The sequence below is a fragment of the Silvania sp. genome (genome assembly GCF_051656365.1).
Lineage (GTDB): Bacteria > Pseudomonadota > Gammaproteobacteria > Enterobacterales > Enterobacteriaceae > Enterobacter > Enterobacter hatchlandensis.
On the sequence record NZ_JBOGBT010000092.1, the window covers coordinates 1 to 13,114 of the forward strand.

General features: G+C 55.9%; 13 protein-coding genes. 8 read left to right on the forward strand and 5 right to left on the reverse strand.

What is annotated here, in order from left to right; translation table 11 throughout:
• The 3 genes from ACRDD5_RS17245 to ACRDD5_RS17255 form a co-directional block, all read right to left on the reverse strand.
• Positions 1–503, reverse strand: a 503-nt coding sequence (locus ACRDD5_RS17245; RefSeq protein ID WP_438677467.1) for a carbohydrate porin, incomplete at its 3' end; no start/stop codon positions are given.
• Positions 504–674: 171 nt separating this feature from the next.
• Entirely contained in the window at positions 675–1,571 is an 897-nt protein-coding gene (locus tag ACRDD5_RS17250; protein ID WP_438677468.1) for an aminoimidazole riboside kinase, read from the reverse strand.
• Positions 1,572–1,704: 133 nt separating this feature from the next.
• Entirely contained in the window at positions 1,705–2,766 is a 1,062-nt protein-coding gene (locus ACRDD5_RS17255) for a LacI family DNA-binding transcriptional regulator (RefSeq protein ID WP_438677469.1), read from the reverse strand.
• A 201-nt stretch (positions 2,767–2,967) separates the two neighbouring features.
• On the opposite strand from ACRDD5_RS17255, the gene ACRDD5_RS17260 reads away from it, so the two are divergent.
• The 5 genes from ACRDD5_RS17260 to ACRDD5_RS17280 all read left to right on the forward strand — a co-directional run bounded on the left by ACRDD5_RS17260 (position 2,968) and on the right by ACRDD5_RS17280 (position 9,026).
• Entirely contained in the window at positions 2,968–4,122 is a 1,155-nt protein-coding gene (locus ACRDD5_RS17260; RefSeq protein WP_438677470.1) for a Gfo/Idh/MocA family protein, read from the forward strand.
• Positions 4,123–4,139: 17 nt separating this feature from the next.
• Positions 4,140–5,318 carry a Gfo/Idh/MocA family protein gene (locus ACRDD5_RS17265; protein ID WP_438677471.1) on the forward strand — a complete coding sequence of 393 codons (1,179 nt, stop codon included), beginning with the start codon at positions 4,140–4,142 and terminating at the stop codon, positions 5,316–5,318.
• Between the two features lie 2 nt (positions 5,319–5,320).
• The gene (locus ACRDD5_RS17270) at positions 5,321–6,388 is read left to right on the forward strand and encodes a Gfo/Idh/MocA family protein (protein ID WP_438677472.1); all 1,068 of its coding nucleotides are present in this window, start codon (positions 5,321–5,323) and stop codon (positions 6,386–6,388) included.
• An 11-nt stretch (positions 6,389–6,399) separates the two neighbouring features.
• Positions 6,400–7,416 carry a Gfo/Idh/MocA family protein gene (locus tag ACRDD5_RS17275; RefSeq protein ID WP_438677473.1) on the forward strand — a complete coding sequence of 339 codons (1,017 nt, stop codon included), beginning with the start codon at positions 6,400–6,402 and terminating at the stop codon, positions 7,414–7,416.
• A gap of 68 nt (positions 7,417–7,484) precedes the next feature.
• Entirely contained in the window at positions 7,485–9,026 is a 1,542-nt protein-coding gene (locus ACRDD5_RS17280) for an MFS transporter (RefSeq protein WP_438677474.1), read from the forward strand.
• 53 nt (positions 9,027–9,079) lie between these two features.
• Here ACRDD5_RS17280 and ACRDD5_RS17285 read toward each other — a convergent pair whose 3' ends face one another.
• Positions 9,080–9,820 (reverse strand): nitroreductase family protein, encoded by a 741-nt coding sequence (locus ACRDD5_RS17285; RefSeq protein ID WP_271281113.1) that lies wholly within the window; start codon positions 9,818–9,820, stop codon positions 9,080–9,082.
• A 182-nt stretch (positions 9,821–10,002) separates the two neighbouring features.
• Between ACRDD5_RS17285 and ACRDD5_RS17290 the strand changes: the two genes are divergently transcribed.
• Positions 10,003–11,055: an FUSC family protein gene (locus ACRDD5_RS17290; protein WP_438677475.1), complete on the forward strand. Its 1,053-nt coding sequence runs from the start codon at positions 10,003–10,005 to the stop codon at positions 11,053–11,055.
• Here the strand turns inward: ACRDD5_RS17290 and ACRDD5_RS17295 are convergent.
• Positions 11,038–11,991, reverse strand: coding sequence for a LysR substrate-binding domain-containing protein (locus ACRDD5_RS17295; RefSeq protein ID WP_438677476.1), 954 nt, complete (start codon positions 11,989–11,991; stop codon positions 11,038–11,040). The genes ACRDD5_RS17290 and ACRDD5_RS17295 overlap by 18 nt on opposite strands.
• A 99-nt stretch (positions 11,992–12,090) precedes the next feature.
• On the opposite strand from ACRDD5_RS17295, the gene ACRDD5_RS17300 reads away from it, so the two are divergent.
• Both ACRDD5_RS17300 and ACRDD5_RS17305 read left to right on the forward strand, forming a co-directional pair.
• Positions 12,091–12,525: a DMT family transporter gene (locus ACRDD5_RS17300; protein ID WP_271281116.1), complete on the forward strand. Its 435-nt coding sequence runs from the start codon at positions 12,091–12,093 to the stop codon at positions 12,523–12,525.
• A gap of 9 nt (positions 12,526–12,534) precedes the next feature.
• Positions 12,535–13,008, forward strand: coding sequence for a DMT family transporter (locus ACRDD5_RS17305; RefSeq protein ID WP_438677477.1), 474 nt, complete (start codon positions 12,535–12,537; stop codon positions 13,006–13,008).
• Positions 13,009–13,114: the final 106 nt, after the last annotated feature.

Sequence of the window (13,114 nt, forward strand, 5' to 3'; positions counted from 1 at the left end):
TTTTGACCATCGGCGAGCATCGCCTTAAAGCGTGTTGTCGCCCCATTTTCCAGCGTCTGTTTATGTTCCACGTTCAGCTCAACGTAGGTGTCTGCCTCATTGCCGAGACGCCCTACCGCGCCGCCCGTTTCACCTGCGGGTGTCAAATACGGGCCGCTTTTACTGCTGGATGCCGCGTCGTTCATTAACAGTCCTGAGCGAGCATAACCGTGAAATTCGAATCCGCTGGCCTGGTCTGATTTTTTCTCTAACGCTGCGGTGCGCTGTGCAACGTCCTGCGTGCGGGTTTGTGTTTGCAGCTGTTCGGCGACCAGCTGCTGCGTTTTTTGTTCTGCAGCGGTGGCGCGTTTTTCAGCAGCCGTTGCACGCCCTTCGGCCTCCTGCAGGCGTTGTTCAAGCGCGGCAAGACGCTGCTCGATACTGTTCATATCTGTCTGCGCATAGACAGAGGCACTTCCGGCCAGCATGCCAATCATTACGGCAAGTCTGCGTTTCTTATACATTTTGTCGCATCCCTAAAAGAGGTTATTGAAAGTTGCTAAATTGCTAAACCGGTTTAGTTCGCAGATACTAAACCGCTCAATTTTGCCAGGGCAACCTATTTTGCTAAACCGTTTTAGTAAATGTGACCCGGACGACAAATCAGACCCCGAGGCAGCGTCCGGAGTACCTGGTTAATCAAGATCGCGCCGATAAGGTAGTGCAGTCATCGCCCCTTTGGCGGTCGTCGCGAGTGCACCACAACGCTGCGCCATTGCGATGATGGCCGCAAAATCTGAGGCGCCACTCGCCAGGCCATACAGCATCCCGGCAACAAAGGCATCGCCCGCGCCGGTGGTATCCACACTCTTTACCACCGGTGCGCCGTAGGCAGTTAACTGCCCGTTTTGCCAGACAACAACGCCCTCTTTGCCTAATGTCACCAGCACCATTGGCAGCGCATAGTGATCCACTAAGTGCCTCAGACCTTGTTCGACAGCGTGGTGACCGGTGAGAAACGCTAGCTCCTCTCGCGACAGCTTGACCATGTCAGCTTTGCGTAGCCCCTGAGAGAGGCAATCCCGTAAAACAACGGCATCCTGCCAGAGATCGGCGCGGATATTGGGGTCGAAACTGACGGAACCACCCGCCTCTTTAACGGCATCCATTGCCTGAAAAGTGGTGGTTCGACTCGGTTCGGCGCTTAGCGCAATGGAGCAGGTGTGCAGCCACTCCCCCTGATGGAAAGCCGGTAAATCCTGCGGCTGCAGGAACAGGTCGGCACTGGGGCGGACCATAAAGGTGAACGCGCGTTCGCCGTCGGGTTGCAGCTCGACAACCACCGTCGAGGTGCGTTGCTGCGCATCGAAAGACAGAGACTGCACATCCACCTTCTCGTCGAGCAGCGTCTGGCGCATAAAGCGGCCAAAGGGATCGTCTCCTACCCGACCTATAAAGCCGCTCTCGCCGCCTAAACGCGCAACGCCGACCGCCACGTTGGCAGGTGCTCCGCCCGGGCATTGCAGTAAACGCCCTTTGCCATCAGGCAACAAATCGACAACGGCATCGCCCAGGACCCATATTTTGTTCATTTTTACCTCTAGCTAAATTAGTTAAACCGGTTTAGCTATTTAAGCACAACATCTGAAATCGGGGAATAGTGGCTGGACAGCGATGAGGACGCGTTATGGGGACGCGCCAGAAATGGCAGAGAAGTCTGTATCGTTACATGATCCCATGCTCGCTGCGCGCAGCGTGGCGTGTCGCGTGGCTCACCGTTCCCCGGTCAATAACCTTCCCCTGCAGCAGCACGTTATAAACCGGAGCCTGCGGGCGACTCAGTCGCATCTGCAGTAAATGCACCGCTTCAAAGCCCAGCTCCCGGCAGGGAACCGTGACGCCCGTTATCGGCTGCGTAGACTGATTCTGTAAATTCCACGCCACATCGGTGGTAATCATCGAGATGTCGCCCGGAACACTCAGCCCGTAACGCTGCAGGACGTTTATCACCCCCTCTGTCATCCCCACCCGGTTGGTGAAAATCACGTCGGGCCAGGCATCGCGATCGTGGCTGGAAAGCCATTCATCGAGTGACTGCTCGGCCTCTTCTGCCGTGAAGCCTTCGGTTACCAGTAAATCGCGCTGCGGTTCAAAAGGCACATGAAACAGACGATAAGCCTCTTTGATCCCCTCAAGACGCGTAACCAGCGTTTGCCGGCGTAGACAGGTGATCGTCAAAACACGGCGATGCCCGGTTTCAAAAATATGCCGCAGCGCGGTAAAACCAATCGCGTGGTGATCGGGCGAAACCGTGTCCAGCGCCATCTCGCGATCGACAGAATTGATTAACACGCAGGGTTTATTCAGCGTACTGGCGAGTTTCAGGATGGTAACGTCGTCAATGCCAATCAGAATCACCGCATCCGTCTCTTTATGTCCGGCTTTGCTCAGAAACAATTGCAGATCGGCACGTTGTTCTTCCAGTCCATGATAGCTAATACGGACGCTATGGGAGGCACAGGCTTCAGAAATACCCTTGGTCACTTCGAGGTAAAAAATATCTCCCCGTCCTTGAAAGGTTCTTTCCGGCGCAAACACCGCAATGCGGTTAATTAATAGCCGCCCGCTGACGATTGAATCGAGTACACCCAATTCCAGCGCCTGACGAACAATGGCCTCGCGGGCCTGATCGCTGACGTAAGATTTCCCACTTAACACCCGAGAAACGGTACTAATGGAATAACCGGTCAGGGACGCAATTTCCTTCATTTTAAGCCTGTCTGACATAATGTGACCTCATTCACATTCATTTTTTGCAAAAATTTGCAACGTAACCAGCTGATTTACAACTGTAAAAACAAACATCTCTGATTTTACGCGGAGTGCTGGGATTCTAATCATAAAATAATCTTGCCGCCGCGATGCACCCTCCATATTTTCAAGTCACCCCCTCTTTTATGGGCTTGAAATTTGAAAGTAAGGTGTGAGATGAAAAATGTACGCTTTGGCATTATTGGTGTAGGTAATATTGGAACCGTCCATGCGCGTTATCTTCTGTCGGGCATCGTAAAGGAAGCCACGCTGACGGCCGTTTGCGATAACGCGCCCGAAAAGCACCCGGCCATACGCCACCTGGTGGGTGAATCCATTCCCCTGTTTAGTGATGCGCAGGAGATGCTCCAGAGCGGGCTAATTGATGCGGTAATTGTCGCCACTCCCCATTACGATCACCCTCGCCTGTCTGTGCTGGCGATGCGTCATGGCATCCATACCCTGTGTGAAAAACCGGCGGGCGTATATACCGCTCAGGTCCGGGAGATGAACGTCTGCGCGCAGGAGTGCGAGGTGGTGTTCGGGATAATGTATAACCAGCGCCCCAACCCGCTGTACCGCAAGGTGAAAGATCTTATTGATAGCGGCGAACTGGGGGCCATTCGTCGCTCCAGCTGGATAATCACCAACTGGTATCGCTCCCAGAGCTACTACAACTCGGGCGGCTGGCGCGCCACCTGGAAAGGTGAAGGTGGCGGAGTGCTGCTCAATCAGGATCCGCATCAGCTCGATCTGTGGCAGTGGCTGGTCGGGATGCCGGTACGCCTGCGCGCGTTCTGCCAGTTTGGTAAGCATCGCGACATTGAAGTGGAAGACGAGGTCACCGCCTATGCGGAGTACGCCAACGGTGCCACCGGCGTGTTTATCACGACCGTAGCCGAAACGCCGGGCACCAACCGGCTGGAGATCATCGGCGATCGGGGCAAAGTGGTCGTCGAAGAGGGGAAACTGCGCTACTGGCGGCTGCGTGAGTCCGAAACGGCGTTTAATGCCCGCTGGCAGGATGGTTTTGGCGAGCCCGAATGCTGGGAGGTCACCCTCCCCGTAGCGCCGGAATGCAGCGAGCATCACGTCATTACCGCCAACTTCTGCGCCGCTATCCTGCGCGGTGAACCGCTGATTGCGCCAGGACAGGACGGTATTCACGGGCTGACGCTCTCCAATGCGATGCACCTTTCCAGCTGGACGGACGACTGGGTCGACTTGCCGCTCGATGAATCACTGTATTTATCCCTGCTGCAGCAACGTATTGCGACGTCAGCGGATAAAGCCGCTACCAGTCGTACCTTAGATGCGTCAGGCACCTGGTGACTCCCGGAGATCCAACGATGTTAACTATCGCGATTGTGGGAACAGGCAATATCTCGCATAACCATATTCAGGCTTACTTACAGTTTGGTCAGCGCTGCCGGATTGTTGCCCTGGTGGATATCTACCCGGAAAAGGCCCACGAGAAAAAAGCGCGCTACGGCCTGACCGATGCCCGCGTTTACGCCAGTCACCAGCAGATGCTGGCGAATGAACACGACATTGATATTGTCGATGTTTGTACTCCTCCATACGTGCACGCGGAGATCAGCATTGATGCCCTGCATGCCGGTTGTCATGTGTTATGCGAAAAGCCAATGTCAGCCTCGCTGGAAGAGTGCGATGCGATGATCGCCGCCCAGCAGGCGAGCGGAAAAACGCTGTCGATTATTGCGCAAAACCGCTTCACCGATGCCTTCTGGCGCTTGAAAGCGGCGCTGGACTCAGGGCTGGCGGGCAAGGTTTGCCATGCGCAGGTGGATTCCTTTTGGTGGCGGGGTCATAGCTACTACGACCTGTGGTGGCGCGGCACCTGGGAAAAAGAGGGCGGCGGCTGCACGCTTAACCACGCGGTACATCACATCGACGCTATCCAGTGGCTACTCGGATTCCCGAGTGAAGTGGTGGCGATGGTAAGCAACGTCGCGCACGACAACGCAGAAGTCGAAGATCTCAGCGCCGCTATTTTCAAATACGCCGACGGTGCCCTTACGCAACTCACCGCCTCAGTGGTGCATCATGGCGAAGATCAGAAAATCATTATTCAGGGCGACAAAGCGCGCATCTCCGCGCCGTGGCAGGCCTTTGCCAGCGTCAGCGCGGATAACGGCTTCCCACAGTCAACGAACGATACCCGGCGTGAAGCCGAGCTTAACGCCGTCTTTCAGCAGACGCCGACGCTCGAGTGGACGCTGCACGCCGGGCAAATCCACGACCTGCTGCAGAGCATTGACAACGCCCGCGCCCCGCTGGTCGACGGTGTGCAGGGCAAACGCGCCCTGGAGCTGATTACCGCCATTTATAAATCAGCCATAACCGGTGCTGTTGTTGCGCTGCCGATCCATCCTGACGATCCGTTTTACCGTACGGGCGGGACAAGCGCCCTCGCCCCCCGTTTTTATGAAAAATCCGCCAGCGTGGCGAACTTCAGCGAAGTGGGTGCCATCTCGCTGGGCAAAAATCTGGACCAGGGAATCTGAACATGAACAAACAAGACGGAATGAATTACGCCCCGGTGGGCAAACCCGAGCCGGTCGTTCAGGAGGGAGAATTCGTTTTTGCCGCCGTCGCGCTCGATCACGGCCATATCTACGGGATGTGTAACGGGCTGATTGAAGCGGGCGCAACGTTGAAATGGGTCTACGACCCGGATCCGGCAAAAGTTGATAACTTTAAGCGGCACTATCCGCAGGCCAGAATTGCCGATTCGCTGGAGACGATCCTCGCCGACGATACGGTGCGTCTGGTGGCAGGTGCGGCTATCCCATCCGAGCGCTGCGCGCTGGGGCTCAAATCGATGGCCGCCGGTAAGGACTATTTCACCGATAAAGCGCCACTCACCAGCCTTGAACAGCTGGCGGATGCCAAAGCGATGGTGGAAAAAACCGGTAAGAAATACGCAGTCTACTACAGCGAGCGCCTGCACGTTGAGAGCGCGGTCTTCGCCGGACAGCTGGTGCAGCAAGGGGCCATTGGCCAGGTGGTGCAGACGCTGGGCACCGGCCCGCACCGGGAGGGACAAGGCCGCCCGGCGTGGTTCTACGATCGTCGCTACTTTGGCGGGATCCTGTGCGATATCGGCAGCCATCAGATCGAGCAGTTCCTGTTTTATACCGGCAACAGCGAGGCCACCGTGGTAGCCAGCCAGGTACGCAACGTTAATCACCCACAATATCCGGCGTTTGAAGATTTTGGCGATGCGATGCTAAAAGGCGCAAACGGTGCCAGCGGCTATTTCCGCTGCGACTGGTTCACCCCTGACGGGCTGAGCAGCTGGGGAGATGGCCGTCTGACGCTGCTGGGCACCGAGGGCTACATTGAGATCCGCAAATACGTCGATATCACCCGTGGCGAACAGGATGTGGTCTATCTGGTTAATAAAGAGGGTGAATTCCGCTATCCGGTGGCCGGTCAGGTTGGGTTCCCCTACTTTGGTGCCCTGATCCTCGACTGCCTGCATCGTAGCGAAAACGCGATGACCCAGGCGCACGCCTTCAAAGCGGCAGAACTGTGCATCAAAGCGCAGATGCTGGCGAATGCGGCTGGCTAACGGGGGCCCATATGACAATCAATACCGCAATTATCGGGGCCGGAGCCATTCACGGCTGTCATGTGAACGCCCTGCGCCTGCTGCCCAATGTGACCCTGCGCGCCCTGGTGGACATCGACATTGCCAAAGGCCAGGCGCTGGCAGATAACTACCGGTGCCACCTTTATCAGGACTACCGGGAGATGCTGCGGGATGAGGCCATCGACGTAGTCCACATCTGCACTCCCCATTTTGAGCACAAGAACATGATCCTGGCAGCGCTGGCCGCCGGAAAGCACGTGTTCTGCGAAAAGCCGGTGGGCCTGAATGCCAGTGAACTTACCGATATTTGCCAGGCCGTCGAGCGGGCGCCGGGGATGCTGGGCGTGTGCTATCAAAACCGCTACAACCCCACCAGCCTGCGTATTCGTCAGGAGGTGGCCGACAGCGGGCTGGGCAAGATGCTCAGCATCCGGGCGGTACTGACCTGGTCCCGTTCTGGCGCGTACTACACGCAAAGCCCGTGGCGCGGGCGGCTGGCGACCGAGGGTGGCAGTCTGCTGATCAACCAGGCGATCCACACCCTCGATCTGATGCAGTGGTTTGCAGGAGGCGTCACGCGCCTGAAAGGCGTGGTGGATAGCGGCGAGCTGGCCGACGTGACCGAAGGCGAAGACAGTGCCATGGCCACCCTGCACTTCGCCAACGGCGCCCGCGGTCTGTTTTATGCCAGCAACTGCCACACCACGGACTCCCCGCTGTTGCTGGAGATCCACTGCGAACGTGGCACATTGCGGCTGAACGACAACCGGCTCTGGCGCATCACGGCGGACCAGCAAACCGAACTGGTCAGCGATGCCTCGCCCAACGGCAGCAGCAAAAGCTACTGGGGTCTGGGCCACCAGCAGGCAATCCACCATTTTTATCAGGCAGTGAGTACAGGCGCTAAATATGCCATCGATATTAATGAAGCCAGTAAGTCATTATCTATCATTGACGCTATTTATCATTCTTCCCAGACCAGACAATGGCTGAATATTATTCATTAAAGCACGTCTCTGTTACGACAACCGTTAAATAATCTATTTGACTATGGAATAGTCATTTTGGGGGTATTATGGTCAAGCCGACTGAGCGCCGGGTAAACTACGGCGTCGCACTGGGTTATGGTATTACCGATCTGTTTGGTGGCGGTGCCTTTGCCATTATTGGCACCTGGTTATTATTCTTTTACACCACCTATTGTGGTCTGACAATTCTGGAGGCCGGATCGATATTTGCTATTGCCCGCGTAATAGATGCATTACTCAGCCCTGTTATGGGTTATATTACCGATAATTTTGGCAATACCTGGTTAGGGAGAAAATTTGGTCGCCGTCGCTTCTTCTTATTACTCAGTTCGCCCTTAATGTTCCTGTATGCCCTGCTGTGGATAACAGATATGGGGTACTGGTATTATCTCGGCACGTACCTGTCTATCGAACTGCTGTCAGCAATGGTGCTGGTGCCGTGGGAGACGCTGGCGGCAGAGATGACTAATCGCTACGAAGAGCGCAGCCGCCTTTCGGGCGTGCGGATGATCTGCTCCCAGTTGGGTGGTTTCCTCGCCGTGTCGGTTCCCGGCGTTATTATGCAATTCACCGGCAAGGATAATTCCTTTACCTATACTCTGACGGGAATAATATTTTCCTGCGTGTTTTGCCTGGCCGTATTTATCACCTGGTACTGCACCTGGGAGGCCAAAGATGTTCCTCAGGAATCGGATTTCAAAGTCGACAGCCAACGCAGCGGCGGAATATTTAATCACCTGAAATACCTTATTCTGGATCTGTTATCTTCATTTCGCATCAGGGCATTTCGTTTACATATTATTATCTATATTTTCTCGTTTACCGCGATGGACGTATTTGGTTCTGTTTTTACCTATTACGTTGTTTATTGCCTGCAGGGCAACCCCGCGATGGTATCAGGTTGGTTAAGTATTGCCGCCTTTGCCTCGGTCCCAGGAACGTACGGTTTTATGTTGCTATTAAACCGTTTAAATATCACCCCTTCCGCGGCATTACGCCTCTCGTACGGCTGTATATTTTGCGTACTGGCGTTTCTGTTCACGGTCTACGTCACGCATATTCAGGTTCCCACCCTGCTGTTTTCTGCCGTGTTTATCCTGCTGGGTGCTGCGCGGTCTGGTCTGTATTACATCCCGTGGAATATCTACAGCTTTATTCCCGATATCGACGAGATGGTCACTCAGCAGCGCCGCGAGGGGATCTTTGCTGGGGTGATGGTGCTCACGCGTAAGAGCACGGTGGCGATTGCCATCATGATAATCGGGCTGGTGCTCGAAGAGGCTGGCTTTGTGAAAGGGAGCAGCGCGCAACCTGAACAGGCGATGCAGGCCATTATTGGGCTGATGATCTTTGCCACCGCTGTTCTGCTGGCCGTCAGTTTCTTTGCCACCTACAAATTCACCCTGACCCGGGAAACACACAAACTGCTGCTGAAAGAGATCGCCCGCCGCAAGCTCGGGGGTGACTATCGTGACTGCGATGACAACACCCGGGTGGTGATCAAGCAGCTGACCGGTTATGAATACGATCAGGTCTGGGGAGGTAACGCCACGGTCGAACGTGACATTGATCTCTCACCGATCAAATAGGCTGTCCACCCCATAAGGAATGCGGCGACATCATCGTCGCCGCATTGACGGCCTTACTTATCGATGCCAAAACCTTGTTTGACGATCGCCGGTAACACATCCGGGAAGTAAATGTGCTGGTAGTAACCGCTAACGCTGGCACTCCAGGTTTCCCCGTCGTTGCGACCGATAGCCTGCCAGTGATCGGTCATTTGCTGGTTATAGCGCGCAATCTTCGTTTCCAGCCCGGCAGTCTTGTAGGTCTCATCGTGACGGAACGTCTCCAGCGGCAGACGCGGTTTCGGATGGGACGGCACATCCACATGGCCAATCACCACTCCGGCAACCGGGAAGGTATGTTCCGGCAACTCGAGCAGATCAATCAGCGCCTCGGGATGCAGGCGGATCCCGCCAATCGGCACAATCCCCAGCCCTTCAGATCGCGCGGCGGCCATCACCGAGCCCAGCGCAATCCCCACATCCGTAGAGCCTGCAACGATGCTCTCAATGCTCTTGTGCGCCTGCTGCTCATTACCGGCAAGCGTCATCCCGAGCCGGGTTTTATGCATATCCAGCACGAAGGTGATAAAGACCGGTGCTTTGGCGATCCACGGCTGGCCGCCGGCAATCTGCGAAATCTTCGCCCGCATCTGCGCATCGCGCGTGACCACAACAGAAACCTGCTGGGAATGTACCGACGTCGGAGCCCGATACGCAGTGCTGATAATCCGTTCCAGCGTGGCGTCATCAACAGGTTGTTCGGTAAAGCTGCGCTCGCTTTTATGCTCGTTAAACAAATCAATAATGGTGTTCATATACTCTCCAGGGTCGAACGCAAAAGCCTAACAGCCTGCCGTACATTGTTATTTATCACTCTATGCGATCAGCGAAGGCGACCCCCCCCTTCGGAGCTGTCCGGGTTCTGGCCGGTGATCCGCCCAGGCAGAGACAGCAACCTGAGATAGAATTAAAGCACCCATAAAAAAGGTGTCGTCTTGTGAACACAATCACCGCTCAACTCCAGCAATGGCTCCGTCGCGGGCTTGCGACGACGCGCAAGGACATGTTCGCGATTCAGGTGATCGTTGCACTGCTGCTGTCGGTGCTGTGCTCCGATCTCCTGGGCCTGGATTACCCCGGCTGGGCAGCATTGAGCAGCTTTGCGGTCATGAACACCGCCATTAAGGCATCGGCGCTGCGGGCTTGTCACCGGATTGCCGGGACGTTGGTCGGCGGCGGTCTGGCTCTGCTGGCCGCTCCGTACCTCAGCCAGAACCCGGCTTTTCTGGTGGTGTTTTGTGCCGTTATCGGTGGGATCGCCGTCTGGCGGGCCGGGGTTTCCTCCTGGTCCTACTCCTGGGTGCTGGGCGGAGTAACGGCGATGATGGTGATGGCGGAGGCGCAGAAGACAAGCGATATTCGGCCGCTTTTCAGCTTCACATTTAGCCGTATCGAAGAAGTGGTGCTGGGTTGCGCGATCTGCGTGTTGGTCACGATCCTGTTTTATCCTTTGAACCGTGGCTCGCTGCATCCGCATCAAGCGGAAAACCAGCCTAAGCCGACCTCACGATTGCTGCTGCCCCTGCAGGCCGCTGTCGCCCTGCTGGTGGTGACCCCGATACTGCTTGTTTTCCAGATGACCGGTTTCTGGCAGGCGATGGTGTCAGTGCTGGCGCTGTTTGTACTGCCGCCCTCTGCACAGCCGGTCCAGGTACAGATTAATCAGCGCATGCAGCAGCGCTTTGCGGGCTGCCTGGCCGCGACGCTGCTAAGTTTGCTGCTGTTGCCGTTGCTGCACCACTCCGCTGTTTTTTACATCATCACGCTGATTGCTGGCGTGTGGCTGGGGTGTCACCTGCAACAGGGCAAACCGTCATTCAGCTATTTTGGCCGTCAGTTTACCGTGGCGTGGATTATTGTTTTTATCCAGGACACCTTATGGCTTACCGAACCGGTTCAGGCGGTGATGCGCTGCGCCAGCATCCTGATGGCGATTGCGATCATCGCCCTGGTGATGCTGGTGTTTCGATCGCTAAACATCCCGGCCTGAGGTTGCTGACTGCCAGTAAAGCGGCGAGCCAAACGCCTCGACATAATAATCAATCAGCGCCCTGACGTTCAGCGGCGGGTGCCGCGCGTGGGGATAAATCGCCGCAATATTCTGTGGTTCCGTCTTAATGCCGGTCTCCATCTCCGGCAGCAACGCCACCAGCTCGCCGCGCTGAAGCCTGTCACCGATCAGCCAGTCCGGGAACAGCACAATGCCCATCCCACCGAGGGCGGCTATCAGCAGCGTTTCCGCATTGTTCGACGTCATCAGCGGCGTGATGGGATAATGGACCCACTCCCCGCCCGGCGGGCGCAGCAGCCAGCGGTTCGGCCCGGACGATCCGCGATAGACCAGGCATTTGTGGCGACTGAGATCGTCCGGGCTATCAAGCCGACCCTGTTTACGCAGATACGCCGGTGAAGCCGCAAGATGGTAATACTGCTGACCAAAAATGCGCGCGTGGAAGGAGGAATCGGTCAGCGCACCAATGCGAAAAATTACGTCAGCGGCATCACGATGGGGATCGATGTAATCGTCGGTCAGCGTCAGCTCGATGTTAAGCCGGGGGTAACGATCCGTCAGTCCCGGCAGGCCTGGGGCAACGTGTCGCTGGCCGAAAAACACCGGGGCATTGATGCGGATCAGGCCAGACGGTTCCTGCGACCGCTCATCCAGCTCCCGGCGGGCATCCTCAAGCTGACCGGCCATCGCCCGGGCATAGGGGATAAAAAGATGCCCGCTTTCGGTCGGGATAACGGCCCGGGTATTGCGGTAGAAAAGCTGCTGTCCGAGCGCATCCTCTAGCTGGAGAATAACGCGAGACACCTGCGAGGCGGAGATCCCCTCCCGACGCGCCACCATGGAAAAATTCTGCGTTTCATACACGTTAATAAAGATGCGCAGCGCGCGAATGCTGATGTTTCCGGCGTCGTACATTGATGCAAATCCTGCACAGGTGTTTATCGCATTATGGCATTTTTCTCAACGCTGAACAGGGGTAGTCTTCTGCGCCTGAATAACGAGAGACGGTGTGCTATGCATTTTATATTGATTTTATTGGTTATCGCCGGGGGCATGGGACTGTCCGTCGAGGCTGGCCTGCTCGGTCCATTGGGCGGGCAAGTGGGTGACCTCTGGGCGACGTTCAGCGTGTTTGGCGTCGGTGCCGCGCTGACGTTTCTGCTGATGCTGTTTTTCAGCCCCCGCAACAGCCCGTCCTTTTTCTCACAGCCCTCATGGCAGCTGCTGGGCGGCGTGCTCGGCCCGATTTACGTCATTATTTTGACTGTCGCCACCCCTGCCATCGGCATCGCCATGACCATGATTGGCATCCTTGCGGGTCAGGTGAGTAAAAGTCTGATCATCGATCACTTTGGCCTGCTCGGGACGCCCCAGCGGAAAATTGACCACAAACGCATCATTGCCCTGATTTTCATCATTGCGGCGCTGGTGCTGGTTGCACAGGGGTAAGGTAACACGATGATAATTATTATGATTATGCTGGCGGTGATTGGCGGCGCAATGCTGAGCATTCAGGCCGCCATCAACGGACAGCTTGGCAGCAAAGTCGGCGTGTTTAAGAGTGCGTTTCTGACGTTTTCGGTCGGGGCACTGATTACCGCTCTGCTCATCGTCTTCTTTGAGCCACCCCACGCGGTCAGCCTGATGGATGTCCCTAAATGGCAGTTGCTGGGGGCGATGTTTGGCGTGCCCTATATCGTTATTATGGTGCTTGCCGTGCAGCGCATAGGGGCGGCCGTTGCCACGGTGGCGGTGATCTTCGGCCAGCTGACAATGAGCATGTTGATCGATAACTTTGGCTGGCTCGGTAATCCGGCCATCCCGTTTTCGCTGAGCCGGCTGGGCGCCGTCGTCTGCCTGGGGATTGCGCTGTGTTTTATCTACTTAAGCAGTAAACCCAGCGCGGCACCTCAAGCTGCGGTAAACAACTAACAGTGACAGGCCGGGGACTGATGCTCCGGCCTGTTTGGTTTAAGGCAACGGGTCTACTCTAAAAATTGGTAGGTAAATGAGAGTTGCAATCATTTGCAAATGAAAC